Source organism: Bdellovibrio sp. BCCA, from assembly GCF_037996825.1.
Taxonomy (GTDB): Bacteria; Bdellovibrionota; Bdellovibrionia; order Bdellovibrionales; family Bdellovibrionaceae; genus Bdellovibrio.
This window is the reverse complement of the sequence record NZ_JBBNAC010000001.1, coordinates 2,999,429-3,015,749: the sequence shown is the minus strand read 5'-3', so window position 1 is coordinate 3,015,749 and position 16,321 is coordinate 2,999,429. Positions and strand designations below refer to the sequence as shown.

Sequence of the window (16,321 nt, the reverse complement as noted above, 5' to 3'; positions counted from 1 at the left end):
TGTTAAACATACAATTCTTCGATTTTATCCTTAAATTTTTGATCCAACACTTTGCGCTTCACTTTCAAAGAAGGAGTAAGTTCCCCGCCTTCAATCGTGAATTCATTGGGAAGAACCAAATACTTTTTAATGCTTTCGTAACTTGCCAGTTGCGCATTGGCATCAGCGACGGCTTTGCGGGCAATATCTTGCACAAAAGAAGAATTCACCAAAGAATTCCAATCGCTGTAGCTGACATTTTTTTCTTTCGCCAATTGTTCAACGGAAGGGCGGTCCATCGTCAGCAAGGCCACGATGTATTTCTTCTGATCGCCATGGATATGCACATGCGCGATATATGGAGAAAGTTTTAACAAGCCTTCAAGGCGCTGAGGTGCTACGTATTTACCACCGGCCGTTTTAATCAAATCCTTTTTACGATCCGTGATTTTTAAATCACCACTGGGAAGAATTTCACCGATATCGCCGGTATGAAACCAACCGTCTGTGAAAGCTTCTTTCGTGGCTTCCGGGTTTTGATAGTATTCCTTCATCACCTTGTCGCTTTTAACTAAGATTTCTCCGTCTTCGGCAATTTTTAATTGCACTTCGCCAATCGGACGACCGACGCTGCCAAAGCGATAGTTAAAAGGTGTATTCACGGTGATCGCCGCGGTTGTTTCTGTCAGGCCATAACCTTCCAGAATTAAAATTCCTGCAGAGTGAAAGAACAAAGCGATGTCTTTTGAAATCGGAGCACCACCGCTAATAGCAAAACGCAAACGACCACCAAAAGCTTCCGTGATTTTTCCTAAAACCAGCTTGCGAGCCATTTCGTATTTTACCAAAAGATCCAAAGGCAGAATCTGTCCGCTCATTTTGTATTCGCCGACTTTTTTACCAATGGAAAGAGCCCAATTAAAGACTTTCATCTTCAATGGCTGTGTTTGTACTTGCGCCCAAATAGCCGCATAGATTTTTTCAAAAATACGCGGAACGGAAACCATGATAGTTGGACGAATTTCAGTAAGATTGCCCCGAATCTTTTCTAAGCTTTCAGCATACGCCATTGTAAAGCCGATATACAAATGACCCCAGTGTTCGATACGGCCCAAAATATGAGCATAGGGAAGGAAGCTCAGTGAAACGTCTTCTTCTTTGGCACCACAGAAGGGAAAGGCCTCTGAAACTTCACTGAAAGCCTGAAGGTGAGTAAGAACCACGCCCTTCGGCCTTCCGGTTGTTCCGGATGTATAAAGAATCGTTGCCGTGTCGGAAGCTACGATGGTTTCGCAAGTTCTACGATATTGATCGGGATGTTTGACCAAATAGTCTTGTCCCATCTTGTGCACACGATCCCAAGTGATTGCGTCAGGATTAGGGCAAGTGTTTTCGAAGACCACCAACTTTTCAATCGTCGGGCATTTGTCTTTAACAGTTTCGAAAATTTTCAAAGGGCCGCGAGTTTCACAAACCAAAACGCGTGCCTGACAGTTATTTAAAATATATTCAACATCTTCGGCCGTGTTGTTCTGATAAATAGGAACGGTGATCGCTTTGATACCGAAGATCGCAAGATCCATGACTGACCACTCGTAACGTGTATTCGCCATGATCGCAACTCTATCGCCTTCTTTGATCCCCATGGACAGAAGGGCAGACCCGACATTTTCTACATCTTGGTAATACTCGGGCCAAGTTTTTGAAGTCCACGAACCATTGGTTTTAAATTTCACAGCGGTGTGATTGGGATTGCGACCGCGCATGCTGAGAATAGAATGTCCCAAAGTGGTGGGCTTCGTCATGATGATAACTCCCAAGTTGCAAATGTATAACGAAGGGGATTACTTCAAATACAAGTCTAAAATTTTTCGTTGATCCGCAGGAACTGTGACAGTGGTTTCTGCTGAAAGTCCTGTGGTTTTATTGCGTGCTTGAATCTTAACACCGACTTCCGCTTGGATGAGATAAGCATCTCCGGAAGGTTTGATGTTAACAGGAACTCCGGCGATGCGAAGTTCAGGATTAGCTCCACCATTCACAATATTGATGATGACGGAAGCCACACGAGGAAGTCTTTGCATCGTTCCTGTGAATGAGTAAGCTTCATAAGTCGGAGTGATTGTTGTCACTAAATCCGTGTAACCTTCTTTAACAAGACGAAGGCTAAATGGTGTGTTTGCTTTCACAGTTTTACGCGCGGGAGTAAATTCACCTGTATCTACGCCATCAATAACAACGCGGGCACGGTCTGGATTACTGTAAAGCGTGACGGTGTATTCAGGAGATGTCGCAGACAAATCCGTTTGTTGAATACCGTTGTTGTTGCTGGCTTGGTTTTCTCCACCGGAAGTCACTGGCGCCATACCGACAGCGGTCGGTGCTTTGTTAGGAGATTTTTTCGAAACAAAATTATTAAATACCCACCAGCCTCCGATCATAAGGATCAAGCCGATCACAGCTTTCATCGCCATGCCCGTGATATTTTCTATCGACGATGCTGAGGACGCTGACTTCGGAATAGCCGGGCGAGTTCCCGCATATCCCCCAGAAGGAGTGCGAGTCATCGTGTTGTTGCCAGAGGCAAATGTTCCCGTAGCTTGCGTGCGAGTTTGCGTGATATTGGTATTCGTATGAGTGTTGGCTGGAGCCGCTCCCGTTGGACGTGGAGGTGGCTTTAAATTATCCAAGTTCACACGAATATCTGTGGAAGTATCTAGATTTAATTTATCATCATCACTGGCTTCTGCGGCTGTGGGGGCTGCTGCTGGAGGACGAGGTGCCGAGTTGCCGCGAAGATCCGTCTGTGTCACAACGGTTTTATCTTCCGGATTGTTTCCTTGGATTTTCGCGAACTCAACAAGCTTGCGGCGTTGTTCAAGGAAGGCCGCAGAAAATGCGTTCTTCATGAAAACGCTGAAATCGTGAGGAGAAAATTCAGGGTATTGCGTATTCAAGAAACGATTCAAATCACGGTGCAAGGCCGCCGCTGTTTGGTAGCGAAGGCTCTTATCTTTTGCCAAAGCTTTATTAACAATTCTTTCCAATTCCGGAGGAACGGAAGGATTGATCTTACGGATGGAAGGAACTTGGCACTCACGAATTTTTCTTAAGATCGCCGCTTCACTATTGGAAGTGAAAAGACGGTCATTGGCCAAAAGCTCCCAAAGAACGATACCTAAAGAGAAAATATCCGTGCGTGGGTCAATGGCTTGCCCGTCTGCTTGCTCGGGACTCATGTAGCCGTATTTTCCTTTAAGAGTTCCGGCTTTTGTAGCTTCGAGCTGTGTTTCTGCTTTAGCGATACCGAAGTCGATGATTTTTACTTCACCTTCAAAACTGACCATGATGTTTTGTGGACTCATGTCACGGTGAACGATGTTCAAAGGTTTTCCCGTTGTGCCGTCGATGCAGCGGTGAGCGTGATCAAGTCCGGCAGCCACTTCTTTCATCATGTAAACGATCTGTTCGATGATGAATTGTGTGTTGGACTTTTTAAGCTCATTGAGAATTTGGCGAAGATTTCTTCCTTCCACGTATTCCATGACAAGGAAGAACTGGCTTCTTTCCACACCGAAATCGTAAATTGAGACAACGTTTCCGTGATTCAGGTTCACGGCGATCTTTGCCTCTTCTTTAAACATCTCAATAAATTCTTGATGATCGGAATATTGGGGGAGGATGCGTTTGATAGCGACAAACTTATTGACGCCAACCGCTCCCGTTGACTTAGACAGGTACACTTCGGCCATGCCGCCTGCAGCGAGACGCTCTAGAAGAATGTACTTACCAAACTGCTCTACGGGCTGAGACATGAATTCCTGTTCCCCTTTGAGAAGTCTATCGGTAAAATAAAATTAATCCTTAAGGAGATTTGTCTATGAAATGGATAGGACTGACCGGAGGTATAGCTTGTGGCAAGAGCACCGTGAGCCGTATGCTTAGAGAACATTCCATTCCTGTCATTGATGCCGATGAAATTGCCAAAGAAGTCGTGAAATCAGGATCTCCTGGACTTAAGTCTGTCATCAACGCTTTCGGAAGCGACTTCCTTTTGGAAGATGGATCGTTGGATCGTCGCAAATTAGGACAACATGTTTTCGGTCATCCGGAACTTTTGCATCGCTTGGAAGGGATTCTTCATCCGTTGGTGCGCGAAGAAACGCGCCGTCGCCGTCGTCTGCTTGAGGGCATGAATGAGGCTTTGGCTGTTTACGATGTGCCTCTGCTTTTTGAAACCAAAGCTCAAGATCAGTTTGATGGAATCATTGTTGTGAGTTGTACAAAAGGGCAACAACGGGAACGTCTGCAACGTCGTAACAAATGGACCGACGATGAAATCGAGATGCGAATTGCCTCGCAAATTCCCATTCAATTTAAAGAGCAAGAAGCTGATTTTGTTTTGCACAACAATCGCGATGAGCAACATCTTTTAAAAGAAGTCGATCGTTTGCTGGCGTGGCTTGAGAATCAGAAAAAAGAAACTTAAAAAGAAAAATTATAACCGAATTGCGCAAAAATATCGGGTCCCGTGATCGCGTATCCGACACCAAATTCAGAGATAAAAATTTCTCCAAATCCAATCGAACCGCGCAGTCGCAGACGGCGGATTTCTACCAATCCGCCCAACTCTCCAGATCCTTCTAAAAACATATTTGCCGAAGCTCGCACATAGGGCATGTAAGTTTCTTCAGGACAGCAATACCAACGCCGTCCCACCGAGATGCCGACGAAATTCGCGTTGTTCACTTCAACTTGATAATCCCACACAGGGAGCGATTCGTTCATCGGAATATAGCGTAAGGCTAAAAACGGTCCCTGATGATATTCGTCGCTCTCAATGTAGTTTCCTCCCGCAAATCCCACGGAAGTGTTTAAGTAAAAAGTAGGGCGGTCCTTGATCATGGACGGGGTCACGGTTGCGAGCAAAGGATCATCTTCCGCGGAAAGCGGTGTCGTTTCTAAAGTGGTCGTTGTTTGAGGCGCTGCCAATGTGGCAAAACCGCTCAAGACCAAGGTCAAAAAAAAGAGAGGAAGAAAAACTCGCATAAGACAAAGTATAAATTATGTCTACAATCAAGTTAACGAAAAATTTGGAGGCAAAAATATGTCGAAGCGAGGATCGTTGTTCCTCACAGGCCTTATTGCACTGTTAACTGGACCTGTCGCATCCGCAGAGAGCATTAGCACGACCATTCATCATCACTATCAAGCGCCGCGTGCATTGGGGATGGGAGATGCTTTTGTTGCTGTTGCGAATGATTACACCGCGCTGTTTTACAACCCGGCGGGTTTGGCGAGAAGAGAAGACGGGCAGATCAATCTTTCCATGAGCTTTGCGGGAACTCCGGGGGCGATGGATTTTTACAATGAATACAAAGACATTGAAGAATCCAATAAGACGGAGTCTGAAAAGCAAACGGCGTATCTACAGCTTATTGAAAAACATTATGGTGATGTCTACTCAATTCGCGCAGCTCCACTTGAGGGCGTGTGGGTAAGACCCAATTGGGGAATGGCCTTTATTCCTTTGGATCTGAGTGTTGAGACCGCCATGCACAAACAAATTGGTCCGACACTTAATACGACTGTCTATGCGGATACAACTTTAGCTATGGGATACGGAGACGATCTTCACTGGTTTGACTATGGTCGTCTTTCTTGGGGTATTACTGGCAAGTTTGTGAATCGCGGATTCTTTAGTCAGCCTATCGCGGCGATTGATCTTGCGAAGAGTAGCGAGATTGTAAAGAAAGAAGATTTGCTTGAGGGCTACACCGTCGACGCAGACATTGGCTTGTTGTGGACACCTGAACTTCCTGATTCGGGGATTTGGTCAGTACTTCGTTTAGCGCGTCCTACATTTGGCGCCGTCGTTCGTAACGTCGGCGAAGTGGGCTTTGGACAAACTATGAAGCTCCTTAATAAAGAAAAACAGGATGGCACTCCCGAAAAACTTTATCGTGTGGTGGATTTAGGTTCTCGTTGGGAATATCCATCCATGTGGATTTTCGGTGGTCGTGGCGTTCTGGATGTGCGTGACCTGGGACATCCTGATTTCAATTGGAGAAAAGGTGTTCACTTGGGTTTTGAATTTGATTGGACCGTGAGCACATGGTGGAAAGGGCAGTACCGTGTGGGTTTAAGCCAAGGCTTCTGGACTGCAGGGTTGTCAGCAGAGCTTGGGATCTTCAATTTGGATCTTGTCAGTTATGCGGATGATGTGGGTACGAAGAATACACCGATTGAAAGCCGCGTGTATGCGACGCGCTTGAACTTGGATTTCTAAAGAATAGATTAAATTAAAAAAAAAGCCCGCTTAGGCGGGCTTTTTTATTTTTTGGAAGATGGCTTATTTAGTTTTTCCAGTTTTGTAGTAACTCTTTACCGATGGCAACAAGCTGATTTGGATCTGTTGTCGCAATATCGTAACCGGAGTTAGAGACTGCGGAAGTAATCTGGCCGCAAATCTCATCGTTTGTGCTAGTACCGGAACCGCAAGTCGATGTGTAGACAGTTTGAATTGAGGTTACGATAGATGTAACTGTGGCCTCAGCATCAGGATCGTTAGCATTAAGGCCCGTGATTAAATCATTAATAGATTGTGTAATTTCAGCTGTGTCACAACCTGAAAGGTCTGCACCACAAGAACCCATCGGTGCAATGCTTGCCAGTGTCGTCGCACTTTTTGCCATGGCTGCAATCAACTTCATTCCGGCACTTCCTGATTTATTGCAGTCGCTGAATGTTGAGTTGACGGCAGTCATACTTGGGAATGAAAGAGCAGACAGCATTCCCGCCGCACCTGCATTTCCGTTAATTGCATTTAAAGCGTTAGAAAGATTTTCCGGGCTTGTGACTTCCGCGCCGATAAATCCAGCAGCACAACGAAGGGCATAGGCTTTTTCGGAAGTCAGTCCGTCGATTTTGCTCATGCAGGCTGTTGCTGAAGAAGAGTCTGTCGCTTTGTCGAGGCAGAACTGCGCTTCTGCCAACATGTCTTTTTCTGTTTGCTCAGCTTCGCATCCTGTAAGTAAAGCTGCCAAGCCCATAGCTAGAATCGTCGCTGTTGCCTTATTGAACTGCATTGTCTTTCTCCTTCAGAGAGTCCGATAGATATAAATCCTTATCGGAATTACTACGTAGGTCTTAACTCATAAATGCATAGGAATGCGTTGCCTTTGAGATGGCTGGACTTTCGACGGTATTTTCTCAAAATGTCTCAATATGAGTCCGGGATCTGCCGATAAGTTTTTCGATATAGTTCGAAAACCTTTAGCGAGGTATCTATGAAAAGGATTTTGTGGATCGCGCTCATACAGATTTTCTTTGTGATGGCATTTGCCTACGATGCGAATGCGCGTGAGCGTCACAGTTTTTATTCAGGTGTTCGTTGCCTTGGAATGGGCGGCGCTTGTATTGCGGTTACGAATGATGAGACGGCTTTGCTGGTCAATCCCGCCGCTCTTGGAAAGCTTCGTGATTTTTATGGTACGATCATCGACCCCGAGGTGGAGTTCGGTTATCAAACACAAGGCTTCTATGGTGAAAAGACATTTGCAAATCCTTACAGCCTTGAAGACGTCGCTTCAGCTTTAGATAAAAAACGAAGTGCCTACTATCATGCCAAGGCTCAAGTTTTTCCTTCCTTCGTTGGAAGAAATTTCGGCATTGGTCTTTACGGTAACTATTTATTAGATGCGGAGATGTCGAATGATGGTTCGACAATTGATGCTTACTACCGCAACGACTTGGCGTTTGTTTTAGGATTCAACTTTCGTTTTTTTGATGGCCGAATCAAACTGGGTTTTAATACAAAACTCATCAGTCGTGTTGAGGTCGATAATCCCTCTCTCAGTTCGACGGGCCCTCTTTCTTACAGCTCCATTGCCAGTGAAGGTGTGGGTCTTTCAACGGATGTGGGTTTGATTCTTTCAGCTCCATGGCAGTATCTTCCAACAATCACTGCCGTTGTTCGTGATGTCGGCGGTACGAGTTTCGATCAGGCACATGGTGTCCGATTAGACACAGCGACTCGTCCCAATCTGGTAAAACAAGACGTAGATGTCGCTGCCGCAATCTTTCCTATACACACGAATTATCTCCGTTCCTCTTGGACGGTGGAGTACCGTGGCTTATTAACATCAGGTGATGAACCCGATAAAGCGAAGCTGCTTCATGCTGGGATGGAGTTCAACTTCGGAGATGTGTTCTTTCTTCGTGCCGGATATAATCAAAGGTATTGGACCGCTGGTATGGAATTGTCATCAGAACGTTTTCAGTGGCAGATCGCGAGTTACGGCGAAGAAGTCGGCACAGTTGACACACCTAAAGAAGACAGACGTTACACATTTAAGTTCGCGTACCGCTTTTAAGGATGAATATGAAGTGCAGAAACTTAATGATCATTCTCTTATGCCTTCTTCTGACCACCTCGTGTGGGCAGCCTAATGTATTAACTGAGTATTCCAACACGGACTCGGATGAAGCTTTGTATTTGGATGCAAAAAACAAAATGGATGATTTCGATTGGGATGGTGCCATTGATATCATGACCAATCAGCTTTCTGCTGGTTACCAGGCTCGAAACGACGTGAAAACAAGTCTGATGCATGCGTATGGCGGTAAATGCGGAATTTCTTTTTTTGATCTCATTCACAGCTTAAGCAATGTCAGTTCAACAAAAATGTTTGAGTTCGTTCTGCAACTTTATGCAAATAAAGTCGTGGATGTGACGGCGTGCGACCACGCTATCACAGTTCTTAAAAGCATTGGGGCGACAGCTGCTGAAAGAACAAATCAACAAAATGCTTTTGCGGCGATTCTTGGGCTCACTCGCATGGCGACTACAATCCATGCAAAGTTTGATACGGAGTCTTCGGGCTTAGGAAACGGCATTGTGGACGCCGGTGCGGATTCGTGCGTGATCGGAAATGGTGTCGGACAGCTTTCCGATGCTGACATGAATAGAATCATTGCTGGCTTAGGACTTGTGTTTGAAAATCTTTCGGCCCTTGGGGATCAGCTCACAGGCGGAACTGCGGGTTCTTCATTTGACGCGGCTAAAACTCTTTGCGAAACAGCGGTGCCGACTTTGGATAAGACGACACCACAATCTTTAGATCCGGGTGTTCCCGCTGGTATTAGTTGGACGGACTTAGGCCATACAAATCCGCCGACGTGGCCTGACTTGGGATTGCCTGCGGATATTGCAGATCCCATCAATTGTTTAAATACTGACGAATCAGCAGTGACAGATAAAATGCGTCGTATTTTTAGAAGAATGATTAAGGATGCCAATCTCGGTGTAGGAATGGCGGCTTCTTGTGACATTACGAATATGACTTTTGATTTGAATGCTCAATCGCCACCGAAAGTGGACGTTACAATCAACTGTTGTCCGGGGCTTGCGAAACCATGAGAATTTTGTTTCTTGTTTTTATGCTATTTTCAAGTCACTCCTGGGCGCAGTCTCTGGGAGATACCGCACGCTCTATCCGTGCTCGCGGAATGGGTGGCGTTTATATCCCGTTTGTGGGGGGAGCCGATGCTCTTTTCGTGAATCCTGCGGCTCTTGGAAAAGGTTCCGTTCTTGATATCAAGTTGATGGAGTTGACGGTAGGAACAAATACAGAACTCATTGAAAATCTCTCTGCGTTTCAAAACATTGATGCGAATGATCCGACGACGTTCAATCAGTTTTACGGAAAAAAAATGTGGGCACAAGCGACTGGTAAAGCTGCCGTTGCCCTGCCGTTCATTGCTCTGGGGTATTTAAACGACAGCGAAGTGTCCGTTGAATTGCACAATCCCGCATTTCCTCAGTTTGAAACTTACTTTAGAAATGACGAAGCAGTTTATTTAGGTTCGGCATTTCCGATTGGTCCCGCAACTTACGTGGGGATGAGTTTAAAAAGAGTCAATCGCTGGGGAGGAAACACTCAGGAGTTGGCTGTTTCTGACGTAGCGGATGCTTCGAGTCTTCAGGACATCGGAACTAATTTCCAAAATAAAGGAACTGGTTACGGATTGGATATAGCAATTTCAACGGAATTGCAGGCGCCTGTTTTAAAACCAACCTTAGCCCTGGTTTGGCAAGATGTTGGTAGTACCGCATTTAAACAAACAGCGGGAAGCGATGCTCCTCCTCATATCGAGCAGAATCTTACTTTTGGCGCAGGACTGGGTGTGGATTTGCCAGGTCTGGATTTGGCGTTGGGACTCGAAGCAAGACATTTGATGGAGCCTGATATTGAATTGGGAAAGAAAATCCATGTGGGTGCTGAGATTTCTTTGCCAATGATCGATTTACGCGCGGGTTATAATCAAGGATATCTCAGCTATGGCGCGGGAATTAATTTACTAATATTTCAGTTAGATGCAGTTAGTTACACAGAAGAGACGGGGTTCTACCCTGGTCAAGCTGGGGACGCTCGTTATATGGTGAGTCTCAGTTTTGATTTAAGCTTTGATGCTAACTTCAAATTCACGGATAATAACGGCAAGAAGAGAAAACTAAAACAACGCCGGTAATCCAGAAATGCTGCAAATTATTCCGATAGAAAGTCGATCTCAAATCACAGAGATCTTTGCGAAATACAATCCACGGGAACAGTCGTGGCTTGTTTCGGATTTGCGCACAAAGTTCGAACTTCAACAAAAAATTCTAGGACGCGAAGGTCAGTACGTCGACGAATCTGTTTTACGTGCGAGCGACCTTTGGAAAATTCTTTTAAAGCGTTTAGATCCAGGTCTGCGTTTGGTGAGCGATCCATTTGCAAGATCTCTTCTTAGAACAATCATGGATGAACATGCCGAAGTATTGGGCGTGAACTCCTCTGCCGAAGACACGGTCTTCTCTTATATCGATCAAATGGCGGCGATCATTTTCCATCCAGAAGGGACCACTCGTTTGGAGGAGTGGTTTGCGACACATCCTGAATCCATGAACCGTTGGAAAGAGTGGTATTTAAGAGCGCGTTTTTGTGCCCTTAAACTTTTGCAGGATCATCGCATTATCACGGCCGACTGGATCACGGCTTATCTGCAAAACTTCAACGAACTTGAAAGAGTGTGGAATATTCCATTGATTGTCGACCTCAGTGGTGAGATCTCTCGCGTAGAAGCTGAGATCTTGCGTGTGCTTTCTCGTTCTGTAGACGTGGTCGTTTTAGAACCCAATCCTTCTTGGAAGTCGGATTTTCATTTTCTTTTAAAGCCGTATGAAGATTTGCGAGCGCAAAGCCAGACAATTGAAACTTTACCTTCTGTCACCAAAAAAGAGAAGCGCATCGAAGTTCTGCGCTTTTCAGGAATGCTTGCAGAAATCAAACACAGCGTCGGACAAGTTCGTGAATGGTTGAACGCAGGAATCACGGCAGAGTCTATTGCCGTAATTGCTCCTGATATCGAAATTTATTGGCCTGTCTTGCAAGCCTATTTGGAAGAAGAAGGAATCCCGGCGCAAAAGGATATCACTCACAAAGCACAAAGCTTGCCTTCGGTCACTCGTTGGCTGGCATTGCTTCGTTCTAAGAGCGGCCGTCTTTCAAGTTCAGATTTGGAAATTTCTTTTTTTGATAAAGAAGAGTCGCAGCAGCTTCGCTATGAAGAATTTAGATCTTTGTTTAAAAGTCTGTATGTGAATGAAGATCTTGCACGCAATGATATCGTCTATAAAGTTTTCCACGAACAGTTAGATCTTACAGGTCTTTTGGGACGTGACGAGTTTGTTGCTAAGGCCCTGCTTTATTGGAATTCTTCAGAAACAGATATTGTACAAGTGGTTTTGCGTGAACTTCTACAAAACGCCACCAGCTCTACAAAACTGATTTGGAAAGAATGGCTGAGTTATCTTGAAAGTATTGTCGCCGCTAAAGAATACACTTTAGAAAAAGGAAATCCTCGCGGTGTGATGGTGACCAAGCTTATGTCTGCGCACAGTGAAAAAGCTCAGTATCGTATTTTCATTGGCTTGACGGACGAGTCCCTGCGCGGTCGAAACAAAACACAGCTTTCTGGTCAGGATTACTTCGAACTTGCAAAAGATATTGGTTTTTACTTAGACAATCCTGATCAAAGTGATCTTGAGTTTGAACTTCGTCTTTTAGCAGAAGCTGAAAGTACGGAAGATATTTACTGCTTTGGTGCTACGGATTTAAGTGGCTCTCTTTGTTCTCCGGCGACATTTTGGATGAGTCTTAAGGGTGATCACGAAAAAATTACTCTCCCAAAAGAAACTCGCTGGGATGAGCTTCAGCATTCTGAAGAGCGTGGCGGTCGCCCGTGGATTGTCTCGCGCAAAGAAAATATTCAAAAGCGCATTGCTCAGGATCTAGGAAAGTTAGAGCCTGAATTGATTTCGTCTTCCGAGCTTCCGCGCATTTCCGCTTCCGCAGTAGAAAGTTTCCTTGAGTGTCCTTTTATGTTTGCGGCGCAAAGATATTTTAAACTCAAAGATCTTCCTGATGTTGATTTAGATGTGGACCACCGCACACGTGGACAGTTAGCTCATGCTCTTTTTGAAAAGCTCACGGTCGAACCTATGCGCTTTGACTGGAAGGCAGAGGAGCTAGACCAGATCTTGGAAACTGTTCGGGTTGAAAAGAAACTTCTTTTTGCTGATGAGCGATTGTGGATTCCTTTAAAAAAGAAACACATCCAATTAGGTCTAAGATTCCTGGATTTTGAAAAACGCTGGCGTGAAGAATTTAAAAAGACTCGCACGCTTGCACGAGAAAAGCGTTTTGAGTTTTATTTTGATCCAAAAACGGAAGAGATCTCACGAGAACCGAAAGACAATTGCTTCCGTATCTCAGGGCAGATTGACCGTATTGACGGTGACGATAGCAATCACCTGGTTGTCGTGGATTACAAAAGCTCCGCCGGTGGAATTTCCGCCCACGGTTCATGGTTTAAAAACCGGGAACTTCAGTTGTTATTTTATATGTGGGTGATCGAAAAAGGTCTTCTTGAAGATATTGGCGGCGAGGTTATTGGTCTTTTCTACTATGTCTTTAGAAATTTTGAACGCAAAGGTTTTAAAATCGAAGATTTAGCGGGAATGCTTTATCCGGCCTCCAAGCGTAAAGATAAAAATGCCACGTTTGAGGCTAAAGAACGTTATATGTCGGAATTTAGCACGGTTTTGATGTCGACATTGGATCGAATTAAAAAAGGCGAATGCCAGGCGGAACCCGCTGAATATAAAACCTGTGTGAACTGCGAGTGGAGGCGACAATGTCGAGCACCACATCTGAATTAAAGAACACCATCCTGCGCGCAGGCGCAGGGGCGGGGAAAACGACGACTTTGACACAAACTTTTTTAAAGTTTGCGAGTGATTTTAAAAACAATAACGGAAAGTTCCCACGCATTGTTGTAACGACATTTACAAGAAAAGCCACACAAGAGCTTAAAGAAAGACTTCTGAGCAAAGCCTTGGACGACGGTCGTGATGATTTGTTTCAATACGTCAGTTCTAAATCCCAAGTTCAGATTTCGACAATTCACGGGGTGTTAAGTCTTTTCTTATCTCGCTATGGTTCTGCGATTGGATTAACTCCGGATTATAAAATCATGAGTGATTCGGAGATTCGTAAAGGCGCGCGTAAAATCATGCGCAAATATCTTTTAGAAAGTCCGCAATTGCAGGAACTTCTTGAAGAATATGATTTTCAAACTTTAGAAGGTGCTTTGCTAAAGTATTTTGGCGAAAACGTGATTTTCCCGCAGATGAAGTTTATCGCTAAAGACGAACTTCAAAAAGAAGCCGCGAAAATCGTTCAAGATATTTCTGGAAAGTTAAAGCGTGTTTGCACGGAGATCATGCAAGAGGCTTCCAATGAGAAATGGCAGGAATACGCACAGTCTCTTGCCGGTTTTGATTGGACAGTCTCAGACCAAAACTGGGATGGCTTTTTTGAAAGACTGGATAGCTTCTGGGAGTTCACTTCAAAGCCTGTTTTCCGTAAAGCGACTCCGCCGTTTTCATTAAGTCTCAACGAAGAACTGGAAACTTTGCGTGATCGCATTGACGTTCTTTTAAGTGAGCCTCGTTATCGTCCGGCGTTCTGGGAAAAGCATCAAAAGAACTGCGAGCTTTTTGAAGAACTCGCGCACAATTTCTGCAGGGACTTTATGCAAACCAAACTGGAAAACGGTTTGCTTTCGATGAGCGATCTTGAAACTTTGGCCTTTAAAATAATCCAGGGGTCACCTGAAGCTGCGAGTAAGTTTTCGCATGAATGGGATTTCTGGATGGTCGATGAGTATCAGGATACCAGTCCCGTTCAAGTGGAACTTCTTCGTCATTTGATTGGCGAAAAACCGTTGTTTGTCGTCGGAGACCCTCAGCAAAGTATTTATCTTTTCCGTGGGGCCCGTTCTGAAGTGTTCCAGGAAAAAGTACAGGAGATTCAAGATCAAGCGGGGGAAGTACAAATCAAACTCGTGAACTACCGTTCGTCTCCGGAGGTTCTTGAGTTTTTCAATCACTACTTTACGAAGCTCAGTCCTCAGTTTGCAGCTATGACTCCGGCCCCTGATAAAGTTAAAAAAGGAAATGACGAACCCGTCGTGCAAGTTCTTTTAACGGAGACCGGAGAAGATGACGAAACATCGGCGGAAGTTTTAACGACGGTGGCTAGAATTCAAGAGCTTTTGAATTCCGGTGTGAGTCCAGAGCAGATCTGTGTTTTGGGAAGAACTCATAAAACATTGGAAGACATTGCCAAAGTGGCGCAAGAGTACGGCGTTCCGTTGCAGCTTCATAGTGGCAGTGGATTTTATGAACGCCGTGAAGTTTTAGACGCTTTGGCGATGCTAAAGTTCTTAGTAAATCCTCACGACAATGCCAACTTTGTCGCTCTTTTAAGATCACCGTGGCTGATAATGAGTGACAGTGAAATTGCAAGTTACTGCCATAGTTATAAACATTCTTTTTGGAAAGAAGCCCTAAAGACCCTGGAACAAAAAGAAGAAAATCATCCGTTAAGAATTTTAAAAAATCTCTTAGCGCAAAGTGAGATCAAGGGACTTTCTTGGACGCTTAAAAAATCCTTGATTGATCTGGGGCTTTTTGATTACTCCGCAAAGATTGATTCCACAGGACGACGTGAAGCGAACTTGTGGAAAGTGGTTTCTTTATTAAGCCAGGAAGAGCGTCGACCTGGATTTAATTTTTTAGATTTCCTCGATTCAAGCCTGGAAACGCTTTCGGCTGACGAAGGTGGCGAGGACGCTGATGCAACTCCGGTGATTGAACCTAAGCGTGTGAACTTTATGACGGTGCACGCATCTAAAGGTTTGCAATTTGAGCAGGTGATTTTGCCGGGAATGGGACAAGATCCACGGAACAGTCATGCGCCTGTTTTGAGTATTCGTGAAAAAGATGGTCTGTGGTCTTTGAAGATTCGCAACGAAGAAACTCAGTCTATGGCCGGAAGTATTTTGGCGGAACAAATCACCGAAGAACTTCGTCACCGTGAAAGTGAAGAGTTCAATCGTGTTTTGTATGTGGCTTTGACACGTGCAAAATCCGGTGTGACTTTACTATGGGATAAAAAAATCGGGAAAAAATCTTGGGCGGCTCATTGTCCTCTCAATTTGGAAGAGGGTCTGCACCAGGAAAAAGATTTCGCCTATGTCGTGCGTGTTGAGAATGGTCAGCCACAAAAAATGGCGGAACAAGATCTTGCGCAAAAGGATTTACGGTCGTTGTGGCAAGCTCCGCAGAACGAAGAAAAAAGAAAATACATTTCTGTTACAGAATTAGTGGCTCCTGAAACCTTGACTGCAGAAACATACACTCCTAAAGCGGGACAATTGGGAACAGGTCTAGCTCGGGCTCAACAAGGGACCAATGCTCATCGTCTTTTTGAAGCTCTTAAATATACCTCTTATGAGGAGCTTTTGCGAATTTCTGATGAGGACTTGAAGAAACCACTTCAGTTCTTGGCGAACACTCAACAAATTCCACTTTTGGAAATCATTGAAAAAGGCCATGTCGAGTGGGGTTTTGCTCTAAAATATCAGGATTCCCTGATGCAAGGGCAGATCGATTTGTGGGGCATCGTGGGTGAAACGCTTTGGATGGTGGATTATAAAACCGGTTCGCAACGATATTCCGACACCGCTTTCAAACAATTGGAAGCCTATGCCTGGGCTTTATACCGTATGAAGTATTTGGGTGGAGTGAAAGACATTAAGCTTGCCGTCGTCTATCCAATGGATGAAGTGGTGAAGATTGAAAATGTCCGCAGCCAGGAAGAGATGAACATAAGAATGGAAAAACGCCTGCAAGATTTTTTAGTTGTCTAGATTCTGCGCGTTCCTTATCATT

11 protein-coding genes are annotated in these 16,321 nt (G+C 44.7%); 7 read left to right on the top strand and 4 right to left on the bottom strand.

What is annotated here, in order from left to right; translation table 11 throughout:
- Positions 1-2: 2 nt before the first annotated feature.
- Together AAAA78_RS14610 and AAAA78_RS14605 are read right to left on the bottom strand one after the other, a co-directional pair.
- On the bottom strand, positions 3-1,784 hold the full coding sequence (locus tag AAAA78_RS14610; protein WP_340592777.1) for an AMP-dependent synthetase/ligase: 1,782 nt from the start codon (positions 1,782-1,784) through the stop codon (positions 3-5).
- Between the two features lie 39 nt (positions 1,785-1,823).
- A complete protein-coding gene (locus AAAA78_RS14605; RefSeq protein WP_340592776.1) occupies positions 1,824-3,794 on the bottom strand; it encodes a serine/threonine-protein kinase in 1,971 nt (656 codons plus the stop codon).
- Between the two features lie 65 nt (positions 3,795-3,859).
- Here AAAA78_RS14605 and coaE point away from each other — a divergent pair, with 65 nt between their 5' ends.
- Positions 3,860-4,468, top strand: a complete 609-nt coding sequence (gene coaE / locus AAAA78_RS14600) for a dephospho-CoA kinase (protein WP_340592774.1) — start codon at positions 3,860-3,862, stop codon at positions 4,466-4,468.
- Here the strand turns inward: coaE and AAAA78_RS14595 are convergent.
- The gene (locus AAAA78_RS14595; protein ID WP_340592773.1) at positions 4,465-5,028 is read right to left on the bottom strand and encodes a hypothetical protein; all 564 of its coding nucleotides are present in this window, start codon (positions 5,026-5,028) and stop codon (positions 4,465-4,467) included. The two genes, coaE and AAAA78_RS14595, sit on opposite strands and share 4 nt — an antisense overlap.
- A gap of 58 nt (positions 5,029-5,086) precedes the next feature.
- Between AAAA78_RS14595 and AAAA78_RS14590 the strand changes: the two genes are divergently transcribed.
- Positions 5,087-6,268 (top strand): hypothetical protein, encoded by a 1,182-nt coding sequence (locus AAAA78_RS14590; protein ID WP_340592771.1) that lies wholly within the window; start codon positions 5,087-5,089, stop codon positions 6,266-6,268.
- 67 nt (positions 6,269-6,335) lie between these two features.
- Here AAAA78_RS14590 and AAAA78_RS14585 read toward each other — a convergent pair whose 3' ends face one another.
- On the bottom strand, positions 6,336-7,067 hold the full coding sequence (locus AAAA78_RS14585; RefSeq protein ID WP_340592769.1) for a hypothetical protein: 732 nt from the start codon (positions 7,065-7,067) through the stop codon (positions 6,336-6,338).
- Positions 7,068-7,268: 201 nt separating this feature from the next.
- On the opposite strand from AAAA78_RS14585, the gene AAAA78_RS14580 reads away from it, so the two are divergent.
- The 5 genes from AAAA78_RS14580 to AAAA78_RS14560 are packed head-to-tail and all read left to right on the top strand — an operon-like array spanning position 7,269 to position 16,299.
- The gene (locus tag AAAA78_RS14580; protein WP_340592768.1) at positions 7,269-8,354 is read left to right on the top strand and encodes a hypothetical protein; all 1,086 of its coding nucleotides are present in this window, start codon (positions 7,269-7,271) and stop codon (positions 8,352-8,354) included.
- 26 nt (positions 8,355-8,380) lie between these two features.
- On the top strand, positions 8,381-9,400 hold the full coding sequence (locus tag AAAA78_RS14575) for a hypothetical protein (RefSeq protein WP_340592766.1): 1,020 nt from the start codon (positions 8,381-8,383) through the stop codon (positions 9,398-9,400).
- On the top strand, positions 9,397-10,512 hold the full coding sequence (locus AAAA78_RS14570) for a hypothetical protein (RefSeq protein ID WP_340592765.1): 1,116 nt from the start codon (positions 9,397-9,399) through the stop codon (positions 10,510-10,512). Before AAAA78_RS14575 ends, AAAA78_RS14570 begins: the two co-directional genes overlap by 4 nt.
- Positions 10,513-10,519: 7 nt before the next feature.
- Positions 10,520-13,243, top strand: coding sequence for a PD-(D/E)XK nuclease family protein (locus AAAA78_RS14565; RefSeq protein ID WP_340592763.1), 2,724 nt, complete (start codon positions 10,520-10,522; stop codon positions 13,241-13,243).
- Entirely contained in the window at positions 13,219-16,299 is a 3,081-nt protein-coding gene (locus AAAA78_RS14560; RefSeq protein ID WP_340592761.1) for a UvrD-helicase domain-containing protein, read from the top strand. The genes AAAA78_RS14565 and AAAA78_RS14560 overlap by 25 nt, the downstream gene beginning before the upstream one ends.
- Positions 16,300-16,321: the final 22 nt, after the last annotated feature.

Excerpts from the sequence above, each read along its gene's own strand:
- AAAA78_RS14575 (WP_340592766.1), top strand. The coding sequence starts at position 8,381 with ATGATCATTCTCTTATGCCTTCTTCTGACCACCTCGTGTGGGCAGCCT.
- AAAA78_RS14585 (WP_340592769.1), bottom strand. The coding sequence starts at position 7,067 with ATGCAGTTCAATAAGGCAACAGCGACGATTCTAGCTATGGGCTTGGCA.
- AAAA78_RS14560 (WP_340592761.1), top strand. The coding sequence starts at position 13,219 with ATGTCGAGCACCACATCTGAATTAAAGAACACCATCCTGCGCGCAGGC.
- AAAA78_RS14570 (WP_340592765.1), top strand. The coding sequence starts at position 9,397 with ATGAGAATTTTGTTTCTTGTTTTTATGCTATTTTCAAGTCACTCCTGG.
- AAAA78_RS14580 (WP_340592768.1), top strand. The coding sequence starts at position 7,269 with ATGAAAAGGATTTTGTGGATCGCGCTCATACAGATTTTCTTTGTGATG.
- AAAA78_RS14595 (WP_340592773.1), bottom strand. The coding sequence starts at position 5,028 with ATGCGAGTTTTTCTTCCTCTCTTTTTTTTGACCTTGGTCTTGAGCGGT.
- AAAA78_RS14565 (WP_340592763.1), top strand. The coding sequence starts at position 10,520 with ATGCTGCAAATTATTCCGATAGAAAGTCGATCTCAAATCACAGAGATC.
- AAAA78_RS14590 (WP_340592771.1), top strand. The coding sequence starts at position 5,087 with ATGTCGAAGCGAGGATCGTTGTTCCTCACAGGCCTTATTGCACTGTTA.
- coaE (WP_340592774.1), top strand. The coding sequence starts at position 3,860 with ATGAAATGGATAGGACTGACCGGAGGTATAGCTTGTGGCAAGAGCACC.
- AAAA78_RS14605 (WP_340592776.1), bottom strand. The coding sequence starts at position 3,794 with ATGTCTCAGCCCGTAGAGCAGTTTGGTAAGTACATTCTTCTAGAGCGT.
- AAAA78_RS14610 (WP_340592777.1), bottom strand. The coding sequence starts at position 1,784 with ATGACGAAGCCCACCACTTTGGGACATTCTATTCTCAGCATGCGCGGT.